The organism is Streptomyces sp. NPDC059649, assembly GCF_042734445.1.
Taxonomy (GTDB): domain Bacteria; phylum Actinomycetota; class Actinomycetes; order Streptomycetales; family Streptomycetaceae; genus Streptomyces.
This window is the reverse complement of sequence record NZ_JBHWDV010000048.1, coordinates 1-26,522: the sequence shown is the minus strand read 5'-3', so window position 1 is coordinate 26,522 and position 26,522 is coordinate 1. Positions and strand designations below refer to the sequence as shown.

Sequence of the window (26,522 nt, the reverse complement as noted above, 5' to 3'; positions counted from 1 at the left end):
CTTCGCTGCCATCAGTGCATGCTGTTGTCGTGCTCAGCGTCCTCGTAGGCGTCCTTCGTCTGCTTGGACTTCTTGCCGAACTCGTCGATCATCTTCTCGATCAAGTTGACGATGTTGTGCTCGATGTACTGCTTCATCTCGTCGTGCGCCTTATGCATCCGGTCGCGCTCCTCAAAGCCCTTCCCGAGTGCCCCGTCCGGCAAGTAAGTCTGGTTCTTCGCCTTGTCCTTCGGGCCGCCCATGTCCTTCAGGACCTGGTTCAGCTCCTTCACGACCTGGTCGAGGGCGTCGAGATCAACGCCGTATTCCTTGCTAGCCATGCTTGGCCTCCCCGTGTGTTGTCAGTCCGGTCTTGCGGCGCCAGTCGCGGATGGCGACGGAGGAGCCGACGACCGCGGCGACGGCCAGGAGTCCGCCGCCGACAATGTAGATGGCGATGCGGGCACGCCGTTCCTCAGGTGACTCACCGATGGTGATGGCGGCCGGCTGGATGTTGGAGCCGTCAGCCGCGTTGCTGGGCTTGTCCGGCTGGGGTGGGGCGGTGGGTCGGGTGTCGTCCTTGAGGGCGGCCACCGGGTCGACGACGCCCCAGCCGATGCTGTGGTCGGCCTTGCTGCGCACCCGCTCGGCGGTCTGCTCCAGGTGCCAGATCACCTCTCGGGGCGTCCAGCGCCGGCCCTCGTCCTTGTGCTTGGCGATCAGGAGGGCCGCGGCGCCGGCGGCGTACGGGGCCGCGAAGCTGGTGCCCTGGTCGACGCAGTTGCCGCCGTTGGGGACGGTGGAGACCATGTCGACGCCGGGTGCGGCGATGTCGACCCAGGCTCCGGGCTGGGAGAAGGGGGCCCGCTCGTTGTTGCGGTCCGAGGCGGCGACGGACAGGACGTTGTCGAACTCCTGGAAGGCGGCGGGGTACATGTTCTTCTCCGCACCGCTGGCGCCGTCGTTACCCGCCGAGGCCACGATGAGAATGTTGTTGGTGGCCGCTTTCCGGATCGCCGCCTTGAGGATCTCCAGCCTGGCCGGACTGGCCGCCGTACCCTGCGAGATGTTGATGATGTCGACCTTTTGCGAAACCGCGTAATCGATCGCGTCGGCCAGGCTGGCAGCATTGCCCGCCTTCTTTTCGCTGGTCTGTTGCAGGGGAATGACCTTCGCCTCGGGCGCAATTCCGAAGAAGCCGGAGCCGGCCCTCGGTTGCGCCGCGATGATGCCCGCGACCTTGGTGCCGTGGCCGACCGTGTCCTCGTTCGGCTTTCCTCCGACGAAGCTTTTGCCGCCGCTGATGTTGGGCCTGATCTGCGCGTTGCCCGCGTCGATACCGGTGTCGATGACGGCGACCCGGACACCCTTGCCCCTGGTGTCGGCCCACATCTGGTTGGTCAGCAGACGCTGCAGCGACCAGGGGGTCTCTTTGATGTCGTCGGTGCCGAACTTGCACTCACCACTGTTGAGCGGAACGTTCGTGTCCGCCATCGCCGGCGCGGCGGTGGCGCAGGACAGGCCGACGAAGCACGCCGCCGTGACCAGTGCGCCCGCCGCTCGTCGACGGTGCCCGGCTCGGTGACCAATGGCGCGAGATCCCACGGGTTGTCTGCTCTCCATGTGTGGCGAAAGGGGCGGGAACGAAACGAGGGGTGAGAGTGGGGGGAGGTGTGAGAGGGAAGAAGTCGGAGAAGTGGGGGGAGGTGTCGTCCGTGCTGCGGACGGCAGAAGGGCGAGCGCACTGATGCAGCGCGCTCGCCCTCATTGACCACTGTGCGAGCCGTCGGGCTGCTCAGCCGATCGCCATCCGTAGCTGTGCCGACCTGGGTCAGCCGCCCCAGATACCGGCGTTCTTGTGCTCGGTGGACTGGTAGTTCTGAGCGGCGGTGTCCAGAGCCTTGGCGATGGCCTCCAGCGTGGAGTGCAGGGAGGCGGCGCGCTGGTCCCACTCGCGCTGGCGGGCCTGGTAGCCCTCCTGCGCCGCACCTTCCCAGCTGGCGGCGATCTTCTTCACGCCGGCCTCGAGGTCGTCGAGCTGCTGGCGGATGTTGTTGGCCGTACCGCGCACGTCGGAGCTGGCCTGCTGGATCGTCGCAAAATTAACGAGGATCTGGCCTGACATGGTGTCTCCTCAGGAGTTGATGCTGCTGGTCGATTCACATACCGCAGCGGGCCGGCTCACAGGGGCCGGCTCTACTGCGGCGGGTGGCCGTGCGTCGCGGTCAGCGACGCGGCCCCATCATCCGAACGGGGAGGCCGAGGCGGAGATGTGCGAGATCGACTGCGCCTGCTCCTCTTCGGAGGCGGAGTAGTTCTTCGTGGTCTCGTCGATCGCTTCCTTGATCTCACCCAGAAGCTGGTTGAGACGGTTGGCGTCCTCGTTCACCTGCGACTGCAGCTGGTTGTACGAGGAAGCCGCAGCACCCTTCCACCCCGAGGTGATGGTGTCGACGACCGTGTTCAGGCGGGAGATCTCACCCTGGATCGACTGATTGACCGAGGCGATCTTGCCGCTGAACGCGACCATCTCCTCCTCGGTGGTTGTGTACTGCTGACCAGCCATAGTCAACGTCCCCCATGAGACTCGTACGTCGTACCGCGCCGTGCCGCCAACGGGGACCCACGCGGTTGGCATCACCTGCTGACGCCTTTGCCTACTCTAACCACTCCATATGCCCGTTCCCAACAGGGGGGAGACGGTTGTGACGGGATCACAACATTGTCAACTCCCCGTCCATGAAACGCCGTTCAAGGGAAACGGACAGATCCCATGCTATCGGTCGAAGGGCGGAAACGGCCGGGGAACGACGAAGATCACACCGAGAAGTCGCAGACCGGCGCCGTGAATTGCGTGCCACGGGAGCGGTGCGGAATCCGCGCCACCGCAAAAGGCCGCGCCGAATGCCCGGTTCCGGGCGAATTCGGCGCGGCCTTCTGTTCGCGTCGCGGTGAACTACACCGAAGCGATCGACAACATCACGACGACTGCGGCTTCTTGGCGCTGCGGATGTCCAGCACCGGCCCGTTGGAGAGCAGCGAGGACCAGGCCTTCAGGATCAGCGGGGGGTGCGTACCGCCGTATCCGAGGTGGAGCCGCGCCTTGTCGACCTCCTCCTTGTCGCTGCCGGCCTTGGTGGCGCTGTCGTTGTTCCGCGGGATCAGGTAGCGCAGTCCGGTGTCGGTGACCAGGAACAGGCTGCCGTTCTTGGCCTTGGGGGTGGCGACCTCCGTGTAGAGCAGGCCGCTTCCGGGGGTGACGTACGAGCTGGCGCCCGAGGCGATCTTGGCAGGGTAGTCGTCGCCGACCCAGGTCTGCATCTCCGGGACGCCGTTCGGGTAACCGAGCTGCTTCTCCTCGCCGCCCGGGTACTTGCGGTCGGTGCCCTTGTAGACGCTGCAGGCCACCCCGCTCTTGGTGGTGCCGCCCAGACCGCTGGTCTGGGCATCCTGGGTGAAGTCGTTGGCCGCGGTGACGGCCTCGCTCGGCCAGGGCGAGTCGATGCTGGTGCCGGGGACCTTGCCCAGGAACGTCGAGTAACCGTTGCCCGTCACGTCCGGCTTCGGGTGGAAGGAGCCCTTGGCGACCTGTACGACGTCCAGCGCCGCATTGCTGGAGGGGTTCACCTTCTGCGCGTTCGGGCCCTCGCTCAGGAGCTTGGCGACGAAGTTGGTGACCTGCTCGATGCCGTCCTTCTCCACGACGTACTTCTGACCGTCGCTGTCCTCGAGGATCGAACCGACGGTCCTCGCCTTCGCCGGGACCTCGGTGTTGTTGGTCTGGCTGCCGGCCCCTTGGACCATCGGCATGGAGATCGCCATGACGCTGGGGACCTTCAGCAGGGTGTCCATGAACTGCTGGGAGACCTTCTGCGGTTCGGCCTTGGCGCCGAAGATGATGCGCCGCAGGTCGTTGTCGCCCTGCTCCCTGCCGCCCGGCGGCTGCCAACCGGCGGCGGTGGAGTTGAACTCGAAGGCCATGCCGTTGTAGTCGACCAGCCACTTCTTGCCGTCGGGGTCCTCGACGTACAGCGCCTGGCGGAAGTCGAGCTTGCCCTTGCGGGTGTCGTCGACGAGCTGCTTGTCCTTGCCGGCCAGCACGAACACGGCCTGCTGCGGCTTGCTGTCGGCGCCGGTGCCGGGGCGGTTGCAGACGGCCCAGGTCTTCGGCTTGTCCGCGTCGTCCGCGCTGGGCAGCCGGTCGGGGGCGAACGGAATGCCGATGGCGGGGCCGTGCGGGATCTTTCCGTCGAGTTCGGATTCCTTGACCTTGACGACCTGGAACTTCGGGTCGAGAAGCAGGCGGGCGGAGGCGAGGTTCAGGATGGGGTGCAGGAGTTTCTGGTTATTGCCATTGGCGTCCTTGGTGTTCAGGACGATATAGCGGGTGGTGGATTCATCCCCGACGATGACGTTCTTGCCGACCTCGTCCCATCCCGACGGCGCCACCGGCTTGAGAATGCCGCACGCGCCGAATCCCACGAGCATCAGGACGCCCATGATGATGCTGGGCACCACCGCCTTGAGCGGCTTGGGGGCGCTCTCGATCGATCCGTTCGGCAGCGGCTTCAGGAATGCCGCATTCGTGCGCTTTCGGGCAAACGAATACGCATTCAGCTCGTCCCGACGTGATGCCATTATTGCTTTCTCTCCCCGCCTGTTGGATCCACATCGAACCGCCCCCGGCACTCACGCCGTAGCGCCCTCTACTATGCCGTGTATCGATCGACCCGTACGGTACGGGTGCCACCTTCCCACGCACCAGTCTCAGCGGCGGCCGATACGCCTAGAGGCCCACCCACGTCACCAGTAGAGGAGCAGGCCGGGGGATGTCCAGCGCCACCAGGGCTCGACGCCGCAATGGGCGGCAACAGCAGCAACAGCCTTCCGGGGCACCGCAATCCGCGGGAAATGCTGGCCAAAACGGCACAGCTTCGGGCAACAGAGGAAATGGCGGCCGAGGTTCCGCGGCCCGCCCGGCGGGTCCGGTGGCACCGCGGCTGCGCCAGCAGGCCGGCACGATCGGTGGTGTCCGCGTCCAGCAGCTGGCCATCATCGAACTCGCCGCCGCGCTGGTGCTGGTGGGCTGGACGATCCACCCGGCCGCGCTGACCGCGGCCGCCGTCGTCGCGGCCGTGCTGGTCGTCTTCGCGCTCGGCCGGCGGCGCAAGATCCCGCTGCCGGAGTGGATCACGACCGTGCGCGCGATGAAGCGCCGCGGCAAGAACAGCACCACCGCGCTCGCGGCCACCCAGGGCGTCGACCCGGCGATCGCCCCCGTGGTGGAGTGCGAACCGGCCCTGCGCACCTACGAGTACACGACCGAGGCCGATCAGCGGGCCATCGGTTTCGTCGGCGACGGGACGTTCCTGACGGCCATCGTCCAGGTGGACGCGCGCGACGAACCGCTGCGCCCGCAGCGCGGCAGCCACATGCTGCCCCTGGAGGTGCTGCACACCGCCCTGGACATCGAGGACATCCACCTGGAGTCCGTCCAGTTCGTGCAGTACACCCAGCCCGCGCCGGCGCCGCACCTGCCCGAACAGGCCGTGGCGGCCCGCTCGTACGCCCCGCTGCAGGCGCAGGCGCAGACCCCGGCCATCCAGCTGACCTGGATCGCCCTCAAGCTCGACCCGGAGCTGTGCTCGGAGGCCATCGAGGCCCGCGGCGGCGGTCTGGAGGGCGCCAAGCGCTCGCTGCTGCGCGCCGCCGACCAGCTCGTCAGCCGGCTGACCGCGCACGGCGTGCGGGCGCGGGTGCTCAATGAGCGCGAGGTCACGGCCTCGATCGGCACCGCGGTGTGCGTCAGCCCGCGGGCGGCCAACGGTGCCATGGGGCGGGACGGCCGGGCGGTGCGGCGTACGCAGGAGACGACCCGGGCGATGCGCTGCGACGACCGCTGGCACTCCACGTACTGGATCGGCCGGTGGCCCCAACTGGGTCCGGGCGGCGCGCCGTTGGCGGCCGTCACCCAGCTGCTGACCAGCACCAGGGCGATGGCGAGCACCTTCGCGCTGACCGCCACGCACGGCGGTGGCCGCGCCCCGGCCATCTCGGGTTACATCCGCCTCTCCACCCGCAGCGAGAACGAACTCTCCGCGGCTCAGAACGAGTTGGAGCGCCGTTCCGGTTCCGCGAAGGTCGGGCTGGTCCGCCTCGACCGTGAACAGCTGCCCGGCCTGCTGGCCACGCTCCCCCTCGGAGGTACCCGCTGATGGCCTCGCCCACGTATCAGCCCCGCGTCAACACCAGCAGCGACGGCTGGCGCAATCCCCCCTTGTCGGCGGGCGTCAGTGGCGGTGACGGCCGTCGGCTGTCGCACCAGCCGCGTCCGGAGGAGGAGCAGAGCGGACCGAACGGTCCCAAGCCCAGGCCCGGTTACGGCCTGCGCGGCCCGCGGCGCAGCCCGCACGTGCTGACCGCCGAGTCGCTGGCCGCGCTGACCCTGCCGGTCGGCGACGACGGCGTGATCATCGGCATAGACCCGCAGAACCAGCCCGCCGTGCTCAGTCTGCTGCGCCCGACCCCGCTGGAGGTCGTCCTCGTCGGCAGCATGTGGATGGCGCAGGTGCTGGCGCTGCGTACGGTCGCCACCGGCGCCCGGGTCGCGGTCGAGACCGCCCGGCCGCCCGCCTGGGCCCAGATGGCGCAGAACGCCGGCGGCGGCCAGCAGTGCGTGTCCGTCCACGACGTCCGCCAGATCGCGCCCCAGGGCCCGTCGGTTTCCAGCCCCGTGCTGGTCGTACGGGACATGGGCGCGCGGCCGCCGCGCAATCAGCTCGCCCCGAGCCCCTGGCAGTCGGTGCTGACCGTGCTGCCGTTCCTCGGGCCGCGGTCGCCGCAGATGCTCAGCCGCGCCGACCTCGTCGGGCTGCAGCGGCTGTCGCCGGAGGAGGCGGAGGTCGTGACGCGCATCATGCGGCTGCCGGAGCAGGTCGGCGCGGTGCTGCCGACGCTCAGCGACAACGCCATGCTGTGGTGCCGTCGTGACGGTGGTCACCAGTTCGTCATGACCCAGCCCACGGAGGCGGAGACCAACCTGCTGGGCGGCCCGCGTCGTATGGACTGATACCTGAACAGATCACCCACGGCACGGCCGCACGGGCGCATCCACAGGCGTGATCGCCGGGTGCGCCCGTAGGTGTGCCGAAGGGGCTTGAAGACGACATGGCACCGACTGCCGTTATGGGCCGACTCTTGATTAGGCTGTGTGGGAGAGCCGCAGGAGCACGGCACGACGGCAGCCGATACGGGGATGGAGACAGTTAGTGTTGGCGCAACCCCGGGTGGTGTGTTCCGACTTCCGCTACATCCGAACGATCCGCCTGTATCCGGTCCTGCCGTTCAGGTGCGTTGCAGTACACCAGGAGGCACAGTGAACGAGCAGGAGGCTTTCCGTCCGGACGGAAACGATCCTGACGACGACCAGTCCGAGTTCGACCTGACCGGCGAGTTCAAGATCGACTTCGCCGCGCCGGCCTGGTACGCGAGCAACGACACCAGTGGCGGCGCCGGTGCCGCGGCTTCTCCTGCGTCTTCGCCCACCACTCCGTCCGCGGCGGTGCCGCCCGGCCCGCCGACCGGTCAGCCGCTGACCGGACCGGCCCAGGGCGCACCGCCCGTGGACGCGGCACCGCCCGGTTTCCCGACGCTGCGCCCGCAGACCACGGACGGCGCCGCTCCGGTCGCCACTCCCCCGGCCGCGCCGGAGGCTGCCGCGGAACCCGCGCCGGCCGCGAACGATGCGTCCGACGGCGGCAACAAGCGTTCCGGCACGGGTGTCGACCCGTCGGCCTCCCTCTGGGACGACGACGATGACGACACCGAGCCGCAGCCCGAGGCAGCGTCCGAGCCGTCGAACGCGGCCGCTGCCCCGGCACCGCAGCCGGAGGCCGTGGCCCCCAACTCCCCCGCCGAGGGCGCCGCCCCGGCCGTGGAGGCCGCTCCCCCGGCCCAGCAGGCCCAGCCCGCGCAGCCGGTCCAGCCCACCCCCGACGCCGCCGCTCAGGGCGCGCAGCCGGTCCAGCCGCAGGTGCCGCAGCAGGCACAGGCCGCGCCGGTTCAGGGTCAGCCGCAGGCCCAGCAGGGGCAGCCGCAGCACGGCGTGCACCAGGGTGCTCCGCAGCAGCAGGGTGTCCCGCAGCAGGGCGCTCCGTGGGGCGCCGCACCGGACGGTCAGCAGCAGGGCGTCCCGGGGCAGGCCGTTCCCGGGCAGGGTGTCCCTGGACAGGCGGTCCCCGGACAGGCAGTCCCCGGGCAGGCAGTCCCCGGGCAGGGTGGACTGCCGCCGCTGCCGCCGGAGTTCCAGCCCGCCGATCCGCGCATGGCACAGGCGCAGGCCGGTCAGCAGCCGCCGGCCCAGCAGGGTCAGCAGCCGCAGCAGGGCGTGCCCCCGCAGGGCCAGCAGCAGATGCCGGCCCAGCAGCAGCCTGCGCAGGCACAGCACCAGCAGGCCGGTTACCCGCAGCAGGCCCAGCACCAGCAGCAGGCCGGCTACCCGCAACAGGCCCAGGCCGCCCAGCAGCAGGGCGCCTACGGCTATCCGCAACCCGCGTACGGCTACCCGCAGCAGGGCCAGCCGCAGCCGCAGCACCCCAACGCGGCCGCGCAGCAGCCCGCTTACGGCTACCCGCAGACCGCGGCGCAGGGCTACCCCCAGCAGGGCCAGCAGGGCCAGCAGCAGGGATACGACCAGTACCAGGCGGCCCAGGCCCAGCAGGCCGCCCAGGCGCAACAGGCTGCCCAGGCGCAACAGGCTGCCCAGGCACAGCAGGCCGCCCAAGCCCACCAGGCGCAGCAGGCACACCAGGCCCAACACGGGCAGCAGGCCCAACAGGGTCAGCAGACGCCGTATCAGCCGCTGCCCGGTCAGCAGGCGGACCCCAACGCCGCGGCCAACTACGCGACGTACTCGCAGCCCGGTCAGCAGCAGCCGCAGCGGGCGGCCCCGGGCGCACCGCTCGGTTACAGCGCGGCGGTCGAGCTGACCTCCGACCGGCTGCTGCGCAACCAACCCAAGAAGCGCAAGCCGGGCGCCAACGCGCAGCCGTCGAAGTTCAAGCTGGGCGCGAAGAAGGAGCAGGAGGAGCGGCAGCGCAAGCTGGAGCTGATCCGTACGCCGGTGATGTCGTGCTACCGGATCGCGGTGATCAGCCTCAAGGGCGGTGTCGGCAAGACGACGACCACGACGGCGCTGGGCTCCACGCTCGCCTCCGAGCGGCAGGACAAGATCCTGGCGATCGACGCCAACCCGGACGCCGGCACGCTCGGCCGACGGGTGCGCCGCGAGACCGGTGCGACCATCCGTGACCTGGTGCAGTCGATTCCGCATCTGCACAGCTACATGGACATCCGCCGGTTCACCTCGCAGGCCCCGTCGGGGCTGGAGATCCTCGCCAACGACGTCGACCCGGCCGTCTCGACGACCTTCAACGACGACGACTACCGGCGGGCGATCGACGTCCTCGGCAAGCAGTACCCGATCATCCTCACCGACTCGGGTACCGGTCTGCTCTACAGCGCGATGCGTGGAGTCCTCGACCTCGCCGACCAGTTGATCATCATCTCCACCCCGTCCGTGGACGGTGCGAGCAGTGCCAGTACGACCCTGGACTGGCTCTCCGCGCACGGCTACGCCGACCTGGTGCAGCGCGGCATCACGGTCATCTCCGGTGTCCGCGAGACCGGCAAGATGATCAAGATCGACGACATCGTGTCGCACTTCGAGACCCGCTGCCGCGGCGTCGTGGTCGTCCCCTTCGACGAACACCTCGCCGCCGGTGCCGAGGTCGACCTCGACATGATGCGGCCCAAGACCCGCGAGGCGTACTTCAACCTCTCCGCCCTGGTGGCCGAGGACTTCGCGCGGGCGCAGCAGGCGCAGGGGATGTACCCGCAGCAGCAGATGGGCGGCGATCCGTACGCCCAGCAACAGCAGCAGTACGCCGCCCAGCAGGGCCAGCCGCAACAGGGGCAGCCGCAGCAGCACCCGCAGCAGGGCCAGCCGCCGGCCGGCTACCCGCCGCAGCAGGGCGGCTGGACCCAGCAGCCCGCCCAGCCGCCGGCCCACTGGCAGCAGCAACAGCCCGCCCCGGACGCCCCCCAGCCGGACCAGTCCGGCCTGGCCCCGGGCTGGCAGCAGCAGCCGCCACCGCAGTAGCGGGGACGGGCGAGCAGCGGCGGAGCGATACGGGTGGGGCCCGGCACTCTTATGAGTGCCGGGCCCCCACGCGTATGCGACCTCGTAGCCGTCACATCCCTACCGCACACCGACCCGAACGAGTGAACCATCCCCGGTCGAACTCCGTTTATTTCCAGCCGAGTTGGCGTTCGGCACGTCGATCGCACCCGAGCACTACGCCCGCCCGCCGAAGGCGACACCCGAGCGCTGCGCCCAGCCACCGAACCGGATGTACGAGCGCTACGCCCCGGGGCCACGGAACAGGCCACACGAGCGCTACGCCCGGCCACCGAAGACGCCAGCCGTAGGACTCCACCCGCCCTAGGACTCCACCCGCCGTAGGACTACACCCGGCGGGGGCGCGGCAGCGGCAGCACAACATCCGGCTGGAGCACGGCAAACGCGGCACTGCGCTCGCCTCGCACACGGCAAACGCAGCACAACGCCCGCCCAGAGCACGGCAACCGCGGCACTGCGCCCGCGTCGAACACGGCAACCGCAGCACTACACCCGCCCACCCCCCGAAGGGGGGTGGGCGGCGGGGAAAAAACTGGTGCGGCCGGAAATGCGGCGGGGGAGGCTCGCGTTGGCGGGGAAAGCTGGCGTGGGCGGGAAGGCGCCCCTCGATGAGGACGGCTCGCGTCGGCGGGAAGGTGTCCGTCGGCAATGACGGCTCGCGTTGGCAGGGAAAACGTCCGTCAGCGAGGAAGGGCTCCCTCGCCGATCAGCCGACGTCGGCGAGGAGCGTGTTCCCGGGCGAGGAGGTTTCCGTAGGCGAGGAAAGCTCCCGCGGCGAGGAAGGCCTCCGGCCCGGCGGGGAAAGCCTCCCCGGCGCGAAAGTTCCCTCGCCGATCAGCTCGCGTCGGCGATGAGGCCGCGGGCCAGTTTCACGTCGACTGCCATCCGGTCCAGCAGGGCGTCGAGGGTGTCGAACTTCTCCTGGCCGCGGATGTAGGCGAGGAAGTCCACCCCCACGTGCAGCCCGTACAGGTCCAGCCCGACGCGGTCGATCGCGTACGCCTCGACCGTGCGCACCTTGCCGTCGAACTGCGGGTTGGTGCCGACCGAGATGGCCGCCGGCATCGCCTCGCCCTCGACCTGCAGCAGTCCCGCGTAGACACCGTCCGCCGGGATCGCCGTGTGCGGCAGCGTCTCGACGTTGGCCGTCGGGAAGCCCAGTTCACGGCCGCGCTGGGCGCCGCGGACGACCACGCCCTCGACGCGGTGCGGCCGCCCCAGTACCTCCCGCGCACCGGTCACATCGCCCTCGGCGACCAGCCGGCGGGCGAGCGTGGAGGAGAACGGCTCGCCGCCGCCCGCCTCCCCACGCTCGAAGAGGTCGACGACCTCGACGGTGTAGTCGTAGGTGGTCCCGAGTTCGGCGAGCGTCTCGACGTTGCCGGTCGCCTTGTGCCCGAAGCGGAAGTTGGGGCCCTCGACGACGACCTGTGCGTGCAGCTTGTCGACCAGCACCTTGACCACGAAGTCGGCCGGCGACAGCTTCGAGAACTCCTTGGTGAACGGCAGCACCAGAACCGCTTCCACACCCAGCTCGGCCATCAGCTCCGCACGCCGGTGGTGCGGCGCCAGCAGCGGCGGGTGGGTTCCGGGCCGTACGACCTCGCTCGGGTGCGGGTCGAAGGTGACGACCACCGCCGGGATCCCGAGCTCACGGGCGCGCGCGACGGCCTTGCCGATGATCAGTTGGTGACCGCGGTGCACACCGTCGTACGAGCCGATGGTGACGACGCTGCGTCCCCAGCCCTCGGGGATGTCCTCCAAGCCACGCCAGCGCTGCACTCTGCCCGCTCCTCGCCCGAACTCTTGTCAGTCCACTGCGCCACGTCGGCATGGCGCAGGTCTAAGACTGCCATGCCCCGGGTGGTGCTTCGCGCGAAGGGTCGCCGGCGGCCGCCCGGCGGATCTTCCCGGCAGCACCACGGCGACCCCGCACCTGGGCCGGGTACCCGGCCTCGGTCTCCGGGACGCCCCGCGACCGGGACCGTGACCGCGAAAGCTCGATGCCGAACGCCTGCCCGCGGGCGCCTGCCCGTGGACTCCCACCCTCGGACGCCTACCCGCGAACGCCTCCCGTCGGCCGCCCCTCTCGCACGCTCGCCTCGGGCGCCTGCCCACGGACGCCTGCCTACGGACGTCTGACGACGGTTGTTGCACCGCGGACGCCACGCCTGCTCTCTCCAGCGTCTGATCGCCGACAGTCGATCGCGGCGACATACGGGCCCTGAACCCGACTCCCGGCTCCCGACCCTGGCTCCCGACCCCAACTCCTGACCCTGACTCCCGGCCCCGACTTCCGGCTCCGCTCACCCGCTCCGGCTCCCGGCCGCCGTCGTACGGGCGCGGGCCCCCTTCACCGCGCCCCACGCCGTCGCATCCGCCGCCGCCCCTTCCCGGAGCCGGAGGGCGAAGACGGGCAGCCGGCGGCCCAGCTCCGCCAGCTGCTGCTCGAAGCGGGCGGTGCCGCCCGGCGTACGGGCCAGCAGCACACCGGTGCGCTGCACCAGATCACGGGTACGCACCGCGGGCCGGCGTTCGCAGCCCTCGGCGGCCGCGCGGAGCAGCGCCTCCAGCACGCTGGTATCGGCCGTGGCGTCGCCCTCGCCCTGGCCCGGGCCGTACGGGCCCCGCTCCTGCTCCTCCTGCGCCAGCAGGGCCTCCAGCAGGTCACCGCGCAGCGCCTCGGAGGCGCCGGAACCGCCCGCCGCCAGTACGTCGGCCAGCGCACACCGGATCGGCGCCGGGCAGCCGGTGATCAGCTCGCCGGCGAGCGGGCGCAGCGCGGCGCGGGCCGCCGGTCCGCGCTCCAGACGATGGGCGACGAACTCCGCGACCGGGCGCGCGGCGCGGTCCGGGCGGTGCCAGGCGTAGTCACGGACGAGCGAGGCGGCGCGGGCGGCGGGCTCGGGCGCGTCGAGACCGGCGAGCAGCCGCAGCAGCGCGGCGGCGACCGGTGGGCCTTCGCCGTTTGTGAGCCGGATGCGGAAGGCGGCCAGTACCGGCACGGGGTGCTCGGCGAGGGCACCCGCGAACGCCGTGGGCGGCAGCTGCGGGTCTCCCGCGACGAAGTGGGCCAGCGCCCGCGCCAGGTAGCGGGGACGGGTGACGGGGTCGCCGACCAGGAGCGCGAGCGCCGAACCGGTACAGGGACCGTCCACCGGCCCACCCGCAGCCTCGACCGTCGCGTCACCCGTGGCCTCGTCCGTCCCGTCGGGCGGTACGTCGACCACCATCACGTCGTCCGTCCCGTCGACCGGCATGTCGCCCCTCACGTCGTCCGTCGCCTCGCCCGTTGCCTTGCCCCTCGCCCCGTCCGTCGGTTCGGACCGCGGACCGAGCAGATCGAGGGCCGCTTGGCGGAGCAGGGCGCGGTCGGCCTCGGTACGGGCGTGCGGCGCGGCGCGCAGGCCGTAGGACGCGGCGGCCGCGCGGCGGCGCGGACGGGGGTCGCGTGCCCAACGAGCGACGGCCCGGCAGACCGTCGACGGCTCGTCCTCGGCAAGCGCGCCCAGCAGCTCATCGCCCCTGGGGTGCGCGGCCACCACCAGCGCCTCGGTGAGCGCATCGGGTGCCTGCCGGCGGTGGGCGTACAGGAGCGCCTGCGCGGCGGCCGCCACGGTGATCTCGCGCGGCGGCGGCACGGAGGAGTCAAGCAGGGCCGCCGGGTGGGAAGGCGGAGATACGGAGGCGTCACCGGGCAAAGGCGCCGGACCCCGGGGCGGCGGTACGGCACCGTGGGCCGGGCGCCCCGGCAGTCCGGCGCCCAGGAGGCGGGTGTCGTCGAACCACGAGCAGAGGAGGGGCTGGACGCGCTGCGGATCGGCGCGCAGCAGCCCGGCCGCCGCATCCAGAAAGCGCGCGGATACACCCACCCCTTCGTCGGCCACCCGCCCCTCGACCGCCCGCCCGTCGGTCATCCGCCCTTCGACCGCCCGCCCGTCGGCCGGCATCAGTCGCCGCAGCAGGTCCAGCCGGTCCTCGTCCGCCAGGGCCAGCCGCTCCCAGAACCACGGCCCGAACGCGTCCAGGCCCGTGCACGCGAAACCGCCCGCCCGCAGCGACCGTTCGGTGATCCGGTCGGCCAGCAGCCGCAGCACGCCGGTGTACGGCCCGGCGTCGGGCACCCTGAGCAGTACGCCGGCCAGCAGCTGCCGGGCCCACCGGGGGCCGTTCACGGGCCGTGGGGACGCGCCCCGGCGCCCCTCTCCCAGTGCCCCCGGCTCCGTCCCTTCACCCAACGCATCCGACCGCGGCTCCGACCCCGGCTCCGACCCCGGCCCCGACTCCGCCTCCGTTTCCGGCCCCTCCCCCGGGACAATCGGCGCCCACCCTTCCTCCGGAACGGCCAGCGGCGGACCACCCCAAAAGCCACCGCCCCCAACACCACAGTCGCAAGAGTCACCGTCCCCAGCATCCCCAGCACCACAGTCGCAAGAGACGCCGCCGCAAGACTCGCCACCGTCGCAAGACTCGCCGCCCTCGCCGTCACCGTCGCCCTCGCCGCCACCACCGTCGCAAGAGAGCAGCGGCGGCCCCGCTACGTCCCCGCTCGGAGCCGGCAGCACACCGCCCCCGTGGCCGTCCCCGTAGCCGGCCCCGTGGCCGTCCCCCTGGGTCGTCCCGCGCGGTCCCTCGCCGGCCGCCGTCGCCACCGGCACCAACTCGGCCATTCGGAAGGCGAGTTGAACCCGTCCCTCCTGCCGGGCGAGCCGGAGGAGGGCCTCGACGACCGGGGCGGGACGGTGGCCGGGGACGGTCAGCTGGTCGAGATCGACATGGGCGCCCTGCAGCCACTCCCCGAACTCGTCGTGGGCGAAGCGGTATCCGGGGCCGGCCGGCACCAGCAGGCCCTCGGCGAGCACCGCGGTGGACCAGCCGGCCCGGGGCGGGAAGACCTCCTCGAAGGAGGCGCGGTCCAACGCGCCCTCCACGGAGGCGAGACAGCGGCGGGCGGCCTCGTGCACCTGGCCGGCGACCTGGGCGGCCAGCCGGCGCACCGCGGTGCCGCGCGGTGCGGGCCGGTACCCGGCAGCGATGCGTACGGCGATCCGCAGCGCCATCAGGTCCAGGTAGGCGTCGAAGACCTGGTGGCGGTCCGGTGCGCCGAGCAGCGCCCCGCCCGGCCCGACGGCCGGCCGTCCGTCCCCACCCCACGCCCGGTCCCCACCCCACGCCCGGTCCTCGCCTCCCCCGTACAGCGCCTCCCGTACCTCCGACAGCAGCCGCAGGGTCAGTGGATGGCGGGCGTCCGGGGTGGCGGGGGCGCCGGGCGGCAGGCCGTAGCGTTCCCGGGCGCGCTCCGCCGCCGTCTTGGGGAGGTCGCCGATCGCCACGCAATCGGGGAGCGCGGGCACCGCACCGCCCGGCCGCGGCCGGTGCAGCAGCCCCGGCGGGAAGAGCGCTCCGGCCCGTTCCCAGTAGGCGGGGCGGCAGGCGATGACGAGCTGGACGCGGGCGCTGCGCAGCCAGTGGACCGTCGCGGCGGTCCATTCGGCCAGCCGGTCGTGCCGGGCCAGGGCCGGCGGCATCTCCTCCGGGCCGTCGAGGAGCACCAGCAGCGGTCGGTCGGCGTCGGCGGCGAGTGCGGCGACGGTCTCGGGGGTGGCGTCCGTCGGGTCACCCGCCGTACGGCCCGAGGCGACCAGGGTCCGGCCCGCGGAGCGCAGCGCGCGCCCCACCGCGGCGCGTACGCCCTCGTCGCCGGCCCGCAGGTCCGCGCCGCGCAGCCGGACGGTGGGGGCCGGTGCCGCGCCCGCCGCCCGGCGTGCCGCGAGCCGGGCCAGTTCCGTGCTCCGTCCGGTACCCGGCCCGCCCACCAGCGCCAGCACGCGCGCCCCAGCCGCTCCCTCTCCCATGAAGCGGGTGAACTCCCCTTGTACGTCGGGGCGTTCGACCGGTTCGGGGCCCGGGCGGGCGGCGGCGGACGGGCCCGCGGAGAGGGCCGTGAGTCGTAGTACCCCGGCGGGGTTCAGTTCGCTGCCGTACGCGGGGACGGTCGCCGCGTTGCGCGCCAGCAGGGCGGCAAGCGGGCCCCTGGGGGCGGCCTCGGCGACCGTGCGCAGCGGAACGGCGAAGCCACCGGCCCGACGGCCGGCGTGCAGTGCGCTGCCCAGGACGCCGAGGACCACGCCGGTCCGGCCGTCCAGCACCGGCCCGCCGATCGCGGGCCCGCCCAGCCGCAGCGCCTCCCGGCCGCCCGCGCACAGCGTCAGCTCCAGGGTGTGGTCGAGGTGGTGGACGCGGTCGCCGGTGGTGTACGTGACGCCGGAGGCGGGGCCGACGACCGTGCCGTCCAGCCAGCCGCCCGTCCAGAGCCGGGCCGGTGCGCCCGCGTCGGGGCGGGCCGTGCCGATCGGCAGGGGGCTGAGCCGGTCCGGGCGGAAGCCGGTGGTCCGGATGAGCGCGAGCCCGCTTCCGGGGAGCGGGGTGATCTCGCTCGGCTCCACCGGGCGGGTCCATGCGGTGGCCGCCCTGCCGGTGGCCGTAACGGGCCGCATCGGCTGGAGCACCAGCCCGGCCGCGCCGTCCACCGCCTCATGGCTGGTGACCACCGTGCCCTCGTGGTCCGCGAGGAATCCCGTGCCGCGGGTGTGACCTGCCAGATCACGGATCCGCACCAGTGCGGTGTCCGCATCGGCATCCAGCAACGCCATTGCCGATCCTTCCCGCCGGTACCGTCCTCCGACGGTAAGCAGGCCGTGATCGTCCTGGCAGGGTGTGCGGCGAACGCGCCCCCGTCCACGCCTTGGTTCACTCCGAGCGCCTCACCGAATGAGTGAATGCCCGAGGTGCGCTGGATAGAGATCAAGAGGAGGGGGATGGTGGAGCGCGGACCGGCACCCGTGCCTGCCGGACGGCCCGCGTTCCACCACCTCTCCCAAAGCCGGGCTTCCGACTCTCCCGGAAGCCGGGTTTCCGGTCGGTCCCGGTAGCCGGGGGTCCGTCGGTCCCGGAAGCCGGGTTTCCGGTCGGTCCCCCGGGGTCAGATCGCGAAGACCGCCAGGCTCTTGGCCTTGCCGCCCTGGTTCTCCACCAGCGCCAGGAACCGCCCGTCGGGCCCGAAGGCCGCGACCGGCCCGTCGGTCTCGAAGCGCGGCATCGCGATCCGCGCGCCGTTGAGCAGCAGCCGGGCCTGCGCCTCGGTGACGTCCCAGCGGGTGAACGCGGCGTCCGCCGCCTCACCGACCGGCATGATCGGCAGCCCGCCGCCCTCGGGCGCGTCCACCGCCGCCTGCAGCTGCTCCAGGGTGTGCGCCTTGTCCAGCTTGTACGGCCCGACGCGGGTGCGGCGCAGTGCGGTCAGATGGCCGCCGACGCCGAGCCCGGCGCCCAGATCCCGGGCCAGGGCGCGGATGTACGTACCGGAGGAGCACTCGACGGAGACCAGCAGGTCGGTCACCGGCGTGCCGTCCTCCGCCTCGGTCTCGTGCGCGGAGTGCACCACGAACGAGGAGACGGTGACCGGGCGGGCCGGGATCTCCACGTCCTCGCCGTCGCGCACCCGGGAGTACGACCGCTTGCCGTTGATCTTGATGGCGCTGACCTTCGACGGCACCTGCATGATCGCGCCGGACAGCCGCGCGACCCCGGCGTCGATGTCCTCGCGGGCGAGGCCGTGCGCCGCCTTGGACGCGGTGATCTCGCCCTCGGCGTCGTCGGTGATCGTGGTCTGGCCCAGCCGGACGGTGCCGACGTACTCCTTCTCCGTCAGCGCCAGGTGGCCGAGGAGTTTGGTGGCCCGCTCCAGGCCCAGCACGAGCACACCGGTGGCCATCGGGTCGAGGGTGCCGGCATGGCCGACCCGGCGGGTGCGGGCCATACCGCGCATCTTCGCCACCACGTCGTGCGAAGTGAAGCCGGCCGGCTTGTCGACGATGACCAGGCCGCCCGGCTTGTTGCTCTCACGCTTCATTCTTACGCGGTGCCCTCGTCATCCTCGTCGTCGCCGGGCTTGCGGTACGGATCGGCCTCGCCGGCGTACTGGGCGCCCGAGGAGGCCTCACGCACCTTGGCGTCCTCGGCCCGTGCCTTGGCGAGCAGGTCGTCGATCGTCTTGGCGTTCTCCGGCAGGGCGTCCGCGACGAACGCCAGGGTCGGCGTGAACTTCGTACCGGCCGCGGCACCGACCGCGGAGCGCAGCATGCCCTTGGCGCTCTCCAGGCCGGCGGCGGCGCTGGCCCGGTCCTCGTCATCGCCGTAGACCGTGTAGAAGACCGTAGCCTCCCGCAGGTCGCCGGTGACCCGGGTGTCCGTGATGGTCACGTGCGAGCCGAGCCGCGGGTCCTTGATGCCGCGCTGCAGCTTCTGGGCGACCACCTCCCGGATGAGGTCCGCCAGCTTCTTCGCCCGCGCATTGTCGGCCACTGGTCCGTCTCCTTCTTGTCTTCCACAATTGTGCTTCCACCGGCGACGGCCTGCCCCGTCATCAGGTCAGTCGTCGTCGCCGTGCAGCTGTCGGCGTACCGACAGCAGCTCCACTTCGGGCCGTGCGGCGACCAGGCGCTCGCAGCGGTCCATGACATCGGTGAGATGCCCGACGTCCCCGGACACCACCGCCAGGCCGATGCTGGCCCTGCGGTACAGATCCTGGTCCCCGACCTCCGCCACGCTCACCGCGAATCTGCGGTGGAGTTCGGAGACGATCGGGCGGACGACGGAGCGCTTCTCCTTCAGCGACCGTACGTCGCCGAGAAGCAGGTCGAAGGACAGCGTCCCTACGTACATGCAAGCCGGGTCAAGCCACCCGTGGGGCCTTCGGGGCACCCTCCGGCATGGGCCGGGGGCGTACGTGTCAGTTCGAACCGTACACGCAACGGCCGGGGCCGATCGACGGAGTTTCGTCCGCCGACCGGCCCCGGGGGGTCACTGCGTGATCAGCCGCGCGGCTTCTCGCGCATCTCGTACGTCGCGATGACGTCGTCGACCTTGATGTCGTTGAAGTTCCCGAGGTTGATACCACCCTCGAAGCCTTCGCGGATCTCGGTGACGTCGTCCTTGAAGCGGCGCAGACCGTCGATGTTGAGGTTCTCCGCGACCACCTTGCCGTCGCGGATGAGGCGGGCCTTGGTGTTCCGCTTGACCTCGCCGGAGCGGATGAGAACACCCGCGATGTTGCCCAGCTTGGACGACTTGAAGACCTCGCGGATCTCCGCCGTACCGAGCTCGACCTCTTCGTACTCCGGCTTGAGCATGCCCTTGAGGGCCGCCTCGATCTCCTCGATCGCCTGGTAGATGACCGAGTAGTACCGGACGTCGACGCCCTCGCGCTCGGCCATCTGCGTGGCGCGGCCCTCGGCCCGCACGTTGAAGCCGATGACGATCGCGTCGGAGCCGGACGCCAGGTTGATGTCGGTCTCCGTGACCGCACCGACGCCGCGGTGCAGCACCCGGATGTCGACCTCTTCGCCGACGTCGAGCTGGAGCAGCGAGGACTCCAGGGCCTCGACGGAACCAGAAGCGTCACCCTTGATGATGAGGTTGAGCTGCTGGACCTCGCCGGCCTTGAGCACCTTGTCCAGGTCCTCCAGGGAGACCCTGCGGGTGCGCTTGGCGAAGGCCGCGTTGCGCTCGCGCGCCGCGCGCTTCTCGGCGATCTGACGGGCCGTGCGGTCCTCGTCGACCACCAGGAAGTTGTCGCCGGCACCCGGGACGTTGGTCAGACCCAGGACCAGGACGGGGGTCGACGGACCCGCTTCCTCGACGTTGTTGCCCTTGTCGTCGAACATCGCACGGACCCGGCCGTACGCGTCGCCGGCGACCATCGTGTCACCGACGCGGAGGGTACCGCGCTGGACGAGGACGGTGGCGACGGCGCCGCGGCCGCGGTCGAGGTGCGCCTCGATCGCAATACCCTGCGCGTCCTGCTCCGCGTTGGCCCGCAGGTCGAGCGCGGCGTCCGCGGTCAGGACCACGGCCTCCAGCAGGTTCTCGATGTGCAGACCCTGCTTGGCGGAGATGTCGACGAACATGGTGTCGCCGCCGTACTCCTCGGCCACCAGGCCGTACTCGGTCAGCTGACCGCGCACCTTGGTCGGGTCGGCGCCCTCGACGTCGATCTTGTTGACCGCGACCACGATCGGCACGTCGGCCGCCTTGGCGTGGTTCAGGGCCTCGATCGTCTGCGGCATGACACCGTCGTTGGCCGCCACCACGAGGATCGCGATGTCGGTCGACTTGGCACCACGGGCACGCATGGCGGTGAACGCCTCGTGACCGGGGGTGTCGATGAAGGTGATGCGCCGCTCTTCGTCGTTGACCTCGGTCGCGACCTGGTAGGCACCGATGTGCTGGGTGATGCCGCCGGCCTCGCCCGCGATGACGTTCGTCTTGCGGATCGCGTCGAGCAGTCGGGTCTTACCGTGGTCGACGTGACCCATGACGGTCACCACCGGCGGACGGGAGACGAGCATCTCCTCGCCGCCCTCGTTCTCGCCGAACTCGATGTCGAAGGACTCGAGCAGCTCGCGGTCCTCCTCCTCCGGGCTGACGATCTCGACGACGTAGTTCATCTCGTCGGCGAGCAGCTGGAGCGTCTCGTCGGAGACCGACTGGGTCGCGGTGACCATCTCGCCCAGGTTCAGCATGACCTGGACCAGCGACGCCGGGTTGGCGTTGATCTTCTCCGCGAAGTCCGTCAGCGAGGCACCGCGCGACAGGCGAACCGTCGCGCCGTTGCCGCGCGGCAGCATGATGCCGCCGACCGACGGGGCCTGCATGGCCTCGTACTCCTGACGCCTCTGGCGCTTCGACTTGCGGCCACGACGCGCCGGACCGCCGGGACGGCCGAACGCACCCTGCGTGCCACCACGGCCACCGGGGCCGCCGGGACGACCGGCGAAGCCGGGACGACCGCCGAAGCCGCCGCCACCACCGCCGGGGCCACCGCCACCGGGACGACCGGCGAAACCACCGCCGGCACCCGGACGACCGCCGCCGCCACCGCCGGGACGACCGGCGAAGCCGCCGCCGCCACCGGGACGACCGCCGCCACCGGGACGACCGGCACCGCCGGGACCGCGACCGCCGCCGCCACCGGGACCGGGACGCGGGCCGGCAGCCGGACGCTGCGGCATCATGCCCGGGTTCGGGCGGTTACCGCCGCCGGGACGCGGGCCCGCACCGGGCGCGGCGCCCTGCGGACGGGGCATACCACCGGGGGTCGGACGTGCGCCGCCCTGGCCCTGGGGACGGGGGCCGCCCTGGCCGCCGCCCTGCGGACGCGGGCCGCCGGGGCCGCCCTGACCACCGGGACGCGGGGCGCCACCGGGACGGGGGGCCTGCGGACGGGCCATGCCCGTGGAGCCACCGGAGGTGAAGGGGTTGTTACCCGGACGCGGGCCGGACGGACGACCGCCGCCGGGACGCTGGGCCGGACGCTCGGCGCCGGGGCGCGGGGCGTTGCCACGGCCCTGACCACCCTGGCCGGGACCGGGCGCCGGACGGGACGGGCGCGGGCCGGGGGCGGCACTGGGACGGGGGGCCGACGGGGCGGCCGGGGGCGCCTGGAACTCGGGCTGCGCGGGCGCGGCCGGGGCAGGCTTGGGTGCTGCGGGGCGCGCCGGTGCGGGGCGCGGGCCCGGAGCGGGGGTGGTGCTCTTGGGGGCCGCGGGGGCCGGCGCCTCGGAGGCGGCCGGTGCCGGGGCCGCGGGGCCCGGCTTGGGGGCGCCCGGCTTCGGGGCAGCAGGACGAGCCGCCTGCGCCGGAGAGGGCGCCGACGGCTTCGCGGGGGCCGACTTGCGCGGCGCCGCGGGCTTACCGGCGGCGCGGCCGTTGCCACTGCCTGCCTGGAAAGCGTCGGTCAACTTGCGAACAACCGGCGCCTCGATCGTCGAGGACGCCGAACGGACGAATTCACCAAGTTCTTGGAGCTTGGCCATGACGACCTTGCTCTCCACGCCGAACTCCTTGGCGAGTTCGTATACCCGGACCTTAGCCACTTCGCTCCTTCTAGGTCCGGGGTGTCCACCGGACCGTCGCTACTTCATGGGCGTACTCATCGCGTACTCATCGAGTGCTCATCGCAATCTCGACCTACTTCCGACTCGCGAGGTACCTGACCGCACGGTTTTCCGTGCGCTGTGCGTTCTTGCTGTGCTCATTGCAGTGGGCGGCTTCAACCGGCGCGCCGTTCGAGGAACCGACGCACGTCCGTCGTGTCGAACGGCCCCCGGCCCCGAAAGGCCCGGGGAAACGCCCGGCGGCGGACCGCCAGGTCGAGGCAGACCAGTGTCGGGTGCACGTAGGCACCCCGGCCGGGCAGCGTACCGCGAGGATCAGGGGCACACTCACCCTCGATCTCCACGATGCGCAGCAAATCGCCCTTGACCGCTCGCTCCCGACATCCCAGACAGGTGCGCTCAGGGCATGCGCGGGCATGCGTGCGGCCAGACACTGCTTAAGTCTACCTCCCCGCGCCGGCCGCACCCCGATGGGGTAAAGGCCGAACGGCTGCTCAGAATTCCCGTCGGAGTGCCGCGGCGCCACCGAATTTTCCGTGGGCCGCGGCTCCGGCGGCTACGACGTGCGATCCGCCGACTGCGATGCGTGCTGCTCGGTGTCCGGACGGATGTCGATCCGCCATCCGGTGAGCCGCGCCGCGAGACGGGCGTTCTGTCCTTCCTTGCCGATCGCCAGCGACAGCTGGTAGTCGGGCACCGTGACCCGGGCGGAACGCGCCGCCAGGTCCACGACCTCGACCTTGCTGACCCTGGCCGGCGACAGCGCGTTGGCGACCAGATCGGCGGGGTCGTCCGACCAGTCCACGATGTCGATCTTCTCGCCGTTGAGCTCGGCCATCACGGCCCGCACCCGTCCGCCCATGGGGCCGATGCACGCGCCCTTGGCGTTCAGCCCCGACCGCGTGGAGCGCACGGCGATCTTCGTACGGTGGCCGGCCTCGCGGGCGATGGCGGCGATCTCCACCGAACCGTCCGCGATCTCCGGCACCTCCATGGCGAAGAGCTTCTTCACCAGGTTGGGGTGGGTGCGCGACAGCGTCACCGACGGGCCGCGCACGCCCTTGACCACCCGGACGACGTACGACCGCAGGCGGGTGCCGTGGGTGTACTCCTCACCGGGGACCTGTTCCTGCACCGGCAGGATGGCCTCCAGCTTGCCGATGTCGACCAGGACGTTCTTGGGGTCCTTGCCCTGCTGGACGACGCCGGTGACGACGTCGCCCTCCCGCCCGGCGTACTCGCCGAACGTGATCTCCTCCTCGGCGTCCCGCAGCCGCTGCAGGATGACCTGCTTGGCGGTGGTCGCCGCGATCCGCCCGAAGCCGGAGGGGGTGTCGTCGAACTCGCGCGGCTCGGCCCCCTCCTCCAGGTCCTCGGGGTCCTCCTTCGCCCACACGGTCACATGGCCGGTGTTGCGGTCCAGCTCCACCCGCGCCCGGCGGCGGCTGCCCTCGGTGCGGTGGTAAGCGATGAGGAGGGCCGACTCGATCGCCTCGACCAGCAGGTCGAACGAGATCTCCTTCTCCCGCACCAGCCCCCGCAGGGCACTCATGTCGATGTCCACGGCTACGCCTCCTCCTTGTTCTCGTCGATCTTCTCTTCGTGCTGCGCGTCGCGCTTGTCCGCCTTCTCCGGCTTCTTGAATTCCAGCTCGACGCGCGCCTTGGCGATCTCGTCGAACAAGACCCGGCGGGCCGTCGGCTTGCGCCCCTTCACACCCGGCACCTCCAGATCGAGGCCGTCCTCGTCGACGCCGGTGATCCGGGCGACCAGCTCCCCGGACCCTGCGGCGTCGGTCAGTTGGGCCTTGATGAGGCGGCCGAGGGCGCGGTGGTAGTGGCGCAGTTCGGTCAGCGGGCGGTCGGCGCCCGGGGAGGTCACCTCAAGGGTGTAGGGCGCGCCGCCCATCACATCGGTGTCGTCCAGGACCTGGGAGGCCTCGCGGCTCAGCTCGGCGCACTCGTCCAGCTGGACGCCCTCGTCGGAATCGACCACGATCCGCAGCACTCGGCGCTTCCCGGCCGGTGTCACCTCGATCTCTTCCAGATCCAGGTCTCGCGCGGCGACGAGCGGTTCAAGCAGTCCGCGCAGCCTCTCGCTCTGGGTGGTGCTCATCCGGGTGACTCCTCGGCCGCGTGTGCTGTTGTGGGTGGATCGCGTGTCGGGTCAAAGCCTATCGGTTCCGGCGGGGTACTGACGATTCGGTGGGTGGTCACGGATACTCTCGCCTGCGGTGATCACGACGAAAGACCCCGGGAAGTGCAACGTGCCGAAAGTGGCGCTCACACGCAGAAGAACCCTGCTGGCCGGCGCCGCCCTGGGGGGCGCGGCGCTGCTCGCCGGCTGTTCCGAGGACGACTCCCCCGACCGGGACGAGCACTCCTCCGCCGCCGACCGGCTGCGCACGGCCGCGGCCCATGACAGTACGGCGCTGCTCGCGCGCTACGACGCGACGCTCGCCGCGCACCCGGCGCTGGAGCCGCGGCTGCGCCCGCTGCGCTCCGAAGTGGCCCGGCACGTCGAGGCGTTCACGACCGGGGACGCCGCCCCCTCCCCCTCCGGCGCCGCCCGCCGGGGCCGTCCGCACAAGGCCGCCGCGCCCCCGGTGCCCGGGGACGAGAAGGCCGCCCAGGGCGCCCTGGCCACCGCGGAACGCAAGCTCGCCGACGACCGGACCACCACGCTGCTGACCGCGCCGCCCGAACTGGCCCGGCTGCTCGCCTCGGTGGCCGCGGCCGGCGCGGCGCACGCCTATCTGCTGACGGAGCCGCCCCGATGACCTCCCGGAAGAAGAGCGACGAGCAGCGTGACGACGGCCGCGAGGAGCTGACCGCCGTGCAGGCCGCGCTGGCCGCCGAGCACGCCGCGGTCTACGGCTACGGTGTGGTCGGCGGCCGGATCTCCCGCGACCGGCGCACCGAGGCCCAGGCCGCCTACGACGCCCACCGCGCCCGCCGGGACGCGCTGCGCCGTGAGGTGCTGGCGCTGGGCGGCCGGCCCGAGGCCGCGGCCGCCGCGTACGAACTGCCGTTCCCGGTGCCCGACCCGGCCGCCGCGGTACGGCTGGCGGCGGAGCTGGAGGACCGGCTGGCCGCCGTCTACGCGGACCTCGTACGGGCCGGCGGCCGGGCCCGGCGGCGGGAGGCGGCCGCCGCGCTGCGGGAGGCGGCGGTGCGGGCGGTGCGCTGGCGCGGCGGCGGCGTAGCCTTCCCTGGGCTCACGGAGCGGGCCTCGGCCCCCGCTCCGTCCGGCTCCGCGAGCGCGTCCGCGGGCGCGCTCTGAACGACCGGCGGTCACCGCCCCGGAAAGGCCCCAGGAAAGGGACAGCGCAGGCATGGCAACGGCACCCATCGAACCGCCGCAGCGTTTGGTGAGTTCGGTGAGCGGCGACCCGGACAGCCCGGTACGCAAGTGGCTCGACGCGCTGCCGACGCTGGTTCAGCAGCGGCTGGACGACTGGGAGCTGACGCTGGAGCGGGTGCACGCCCCCGGGGGCCGCAGCAGTCTGCTGGCGCTCGTACGGCAGGCGGACGGTACGCCGGCGGCGCTGAAGTTGCCGGTGCCGGGGCGCCGGGCCGGGCACGAGGCGGTGGCGCTTGCGACCTGGAACGGCTGGGGGGCGGTGCGGCTGCTGCGGTCCGACGCGGCGAGCGGGGCGCTGCTGCTGGAGCGGCTGCAGAGCGGGGTGTCGCTGCGCTCGCTGCCGGAGGCCAAGGCCTTTCTGGAGGCGGCCGGTACGGTCCGCCGGCTGTGGGTGGAGCCACCGGCGGACCACCCGTTCGAGACGCTGGCCGGCCGCACCGAGGAGGAGGTGGAGTCGCTGGCCGTGGTGGGTGCGCTGAGCCGGGCGGCCGAACCGCTGGTGGAGGAGGCCCAGGAGCTGCGCCGCGGTCTGCCGGCCACGTCCGAGGAGCGGTTCCTGCTGCACGGGGCGTTCCGCCAGGGCAAGGTGCTGGCCGGTGAGCGGACGCCGTGGCTGGCGATCGGCCCGTCGCCGGTGGTCGGCGAGCGGGCGTATGACCTGGCGGCGTTGGTGCTGGACCGCTTCGAGGACCTGGTGGCCGGGTCGGGCGCGGCCGCCGCGGTCCGCCGCCGGGTGGCCAAGCTGGCCGACTCCCTGGAGATGGACCGGGGACGGCTGCGCGACTGGACGCTGTACCGGGCGGTGGACGCCGGGGTGCGGGAGGCGGCGGTGGGCGACCGCCAGCGCGGCGAGCTGCTGCTGGAGTTCGCGGCCTGGCTCTAGACCCGCCGCAGGTGCGCCGCGGGGCGCCGGGGGTGGGGGGGCGGGGGGCCCGGCGCGCGTGGGGGGGGGGGGGGGACCCGCGGGGGACGCCGGCCTCCGGGGGGCCGCCCCCGGGCACGCCAGCAGCCCAGCGCACCCCCCG

Annotated in this window: 20 protein-coding genes; 6 read left to right on the top strand and 14 right to left on the bottom strand. The window is 72.1% G+C overall.

Annotated elements, in window-relative coordinates:
- Window positions 1-11: 11 nt before the first annotated feature.
- The 5 genes from ACFV1J_RS32980 to ACFV1J_RS32960 form a co-directional block, all read right to left on the bottom strand.
- Complete coding sequence (locus ACFV1J_RS32980; RefSeq protein WP_385864321.1) at window positions 12-320, bottom strand: hypothetical protein; 309 nt, start codon at window positions 318-320, stop codon at window positions 12-14.
- The gene (mycP, locus tag ACFV1J_RS32975; protein WP_385864318.1) at window positions 313-1,584 is read right to left on the bottom strand and encodes a type VII secretion-associated serine protease mycosin; all 1,272 of its coding nucleotides are present in this window, start codon (window positions 1,582-1,584) and stop codon (window positions 313-315) included. Before mycP ends, ACFV1J_RS32980 begins: the two co-directional genes overlap by 8 nt.
- A 226-nt stretch (window positions 1,585-1,810) precedes the next feature.
- Window positions 1,811-2,104: a WXG100 family type VII secretion target gene (locus tag ACFV1J_RS32970; RefSeq protein ID WP_030414182.1), complete on the bottom strand. Its 294-nt coding sequence runs from the start codon at window positions 2,102-2,104 to the stop codon at window positions 1,811-1,813.
- A 117-nt stretch (window positions 2,105-2,221) separates the two neighbouring features.
- Complete coding sequence (locus ACFV1J_RS32965; protein ID WP_030414183.1) at window positions 2,222-2,545, bottom strand: WXG100 family type VII secretion target; 324 nt, start codon at window positions 2,543-2,545, stop codon at window positions 2,222-2,224.
- A gap of 413 nt (window positions 2,546-2,958) precedes the next feature.
- Window positions 2,959-4,617 (bottom strand): type VII secretion protein EccB, encoded by a 1,659-nt coding sequence (locus ACFV1J_RS32960; protein ID WP_385864315.1) that lies wholly within the window; start codon window positions 4,615-4,617, stop codon window positions 2,959-2,961.
- 350 nt (window positions 4,618-4,967) lie between these two features.
- Here ACFV1J_RS32960 and eccE point away from each other — a divergent pair, with 350 nt between their 5' ends.
- The 3 genes from eccE to ACFV1J_RS32945 all read left to right on the top strand — a co-directional run bounded on the left by eccE (window position 4,968) and on the right by ACFV1J_RS32945 (window position 10,138).
- On the top strand, window positions 4,968-6,194 hold the full coding sequence (gene eccE, locus ACFV1J_RS32955) for a type VII secretion protein EccE (RefSeq protein ID WP_385864312.1): 1,227 nt from the start codon (window positions 4,968-4,970) through the stop codon (window positions 6,192-6,194).
- The gene (locus tag ACFV1J_RS32950; protein ID WP_385864310.1) at window positions 6,194-7,048 is read left to right on the top strand and encodes a hypothetical protein; all 855 of its coding nucleotides are present in this window, start codon (window positions 6,194-6,196) and stop codon (window positions 7,046-7,048) included. The genes eccE and ACFV1J_RS32950 overlap by 1 nt, the downstream gene beginning before the upstream one ends.
- A 306-nt stretch (window positions 7,049-7,354) precedes the next feature.
- Window positions 7,355-10,138, top strand: a complete 2,784-nt coding sequence (locus tag ACFV1J_RS32945; protein ID WP_385864309.1) for an SCO5717 family growth-regulating ATPase — start codon at window positions 7,355-7,357, stop codon at window positions 10,136-10,138.
- 873 nt (window positions 10,139-11,011) lie between these two features.
- On the opposite strand, the gene ACFV1J_RS32940 is transcribed toward ACFV1J_RS32945, so the two are convergent.
- The 9 genes from ACFV1J_RS32940 to rimP all read right to left on the bottom strand — a co-directional run bounded on the left by ACFV1J_RS32940 (window position 11,012) and on the right by rimP (window position 24,249).
- Window positions 11,012-11,959, bottom strand: coding sequence for a bifunctional riboflavin kinase/FAD synthetase (locus tag ACFV1J_RS32940; protein WP_385864307.1), 948 nt, complete (start codon window positions 11,957-11,959; stop codon window positions 11,012-11,014).
- A 524-nt stretch (window positions 11,960-12,483) separates the two neighbouring features.
- Window positions 12,484-16,830 carry a serine protease gene (locus tag ACFV1J_RS32935; protein WP_385864305.1) on the bottom strand — a complete coding sequence of 1,449 codons (4,347 nt, stop codon included), beginning with the start codon at window positions 16,828-16,830 and terminating at the stop codon, window positions 12,484-12,486.
- 329 nt (window positions 16,831-17,159) lie between these two features.
- On the bottom strand, window positions 17,160-18,089 hold the full coding sequence (gene truB, locus ACFV1J_RS32930) for a tRNA pseudouridine(55) synthase TruB (protein WP_385864303.1): 930 nt from the start codon (window positions 18,087-18,089) through the stop codon (window positions 17,160-17,162).
- A gap of 2 nt (window positions 18,090-18,091) precedes the next feature.
- Complete coding sequence (rbfA, locus tag ACFV1J_RS32925) at window positions 18,092-18,541, bottom strand: 30S ribosome-binding factor RbfA (protein WP_385864301.1); 450 nt, start codon at window positions 18,539-18,541, stop codon at window positions 18,092-18,094.
- 66 nt (window positions 18,542-18,607) lie between these two features.
- Complete coding sequence (locus ACFV1J_RS32920; RefSeq protein ID WP_385864300.1) at window positions 18,608-18,901, bottom strand: DUF503 domain-containing protein; 294 nt, start codon at window positions 18,899-18,901, stop codon at window positions 18,608-18,610.
- A 149-nt stretch (window positions 18,902-19,050) separates the two neighbouring features.
- A complete protein-coding gene (gene infB, locus ACFV1J_RS32915; RefSeq protein ID WP_385864299.1) occupies window positions 19,051-22,113 on the bottom strand; it encodes a translation initiation factor IF-2 in 3,063 nt (1,020 codons plus the stop codon).
- A gap of 176 nt (window positions 22,114-22,289) precedes the next feature.
- Window positions 22,290-22,568 (bottom strand): YlxR family protein, encoded by a 279-nt coding sequence (locus ACFV1J_RS32910; RefSeq protein ID WP_265360860.1) that lies wholly within the window; start codon window positions 22,566-22,568, stop codon window positions 22,290-22,292.
- A 122-nt stretch (window positions 22,569-22,690) separates the two neighbouring features.
- The gene (gene nusA / locus ACFV1J_RS32905; protein ID WP_385864295.1) at window positions 22,691-23,698 is read right to left on the bottom strand and encodes a transcription termination factor NusA; all 1,008 of its coding nucleotides are present in this window, start codon (window positions 23,696-23,698) and stop codon (window positions 22,691-22,693) included.
- 2 nt (window positions 23,699-23,700) lie between these two features.
- Window positions 23,701-24,249, bottom strand: a complete 549-nt coding sequence (gene rimP, locus ACFV1J_RS32900; RefSeq protein ID WP_385864294.1) for a ribosome maturation factor RimP — start codon at window positions 24,247-24,249, stop codon at window positions 23,701-23,703.
- A 160-nt stretch (window positions 24,250-24,409) separates the two neighbouring features.
- Between rimP and ACFV1J_RS32895 the strand changes: the two genes are divergently transcribed.
- Genes ACFV1J_RS32895 through ACFV1J_RS32885 form a run of 3 tightly spaced genes read left to right on the top strand, consistent with a single transcriptional unit; the run spans window position 24,410 to window position 26,380 of the window.
- Entirely contained in the window at window positions 24,410-24,913 is a 504-nt protein-coding gene (locus tag ACFV1J_RS32895) for a hypothetical protein (protein ID WP_385864291.1), read from the top strand.
- On the top strand, window positions 24,910-25,416 hold the full coding sequence (locus ACFV1J_RS32890) for a ferritin-like domain-containing protein (protein ID WP_385864288.1): 507 nt from the start codon (window positions 24,910-24,912) through the stop codon (window positions 25,414-25,416). Before ACFV1J_RS32895 ends, ACFV1J_RS32890 begins: the two co-directional genes overlap by 4 nt.
- 52 nt (window positions 25,417-25,468) lie before the next feature.
- A complete protein-coding gene (locus tag ACFV1J_RS32885; protein ID WP_385864286.1) occupies window positions 25,469-26,380 on the top strand; it encodes an aminoglycoside phosphotransferase family protein in 912 nt (303 codons plus the stop codon).
- Window positions 26,381-26,522: the final 142 nt, after the last annotated feature.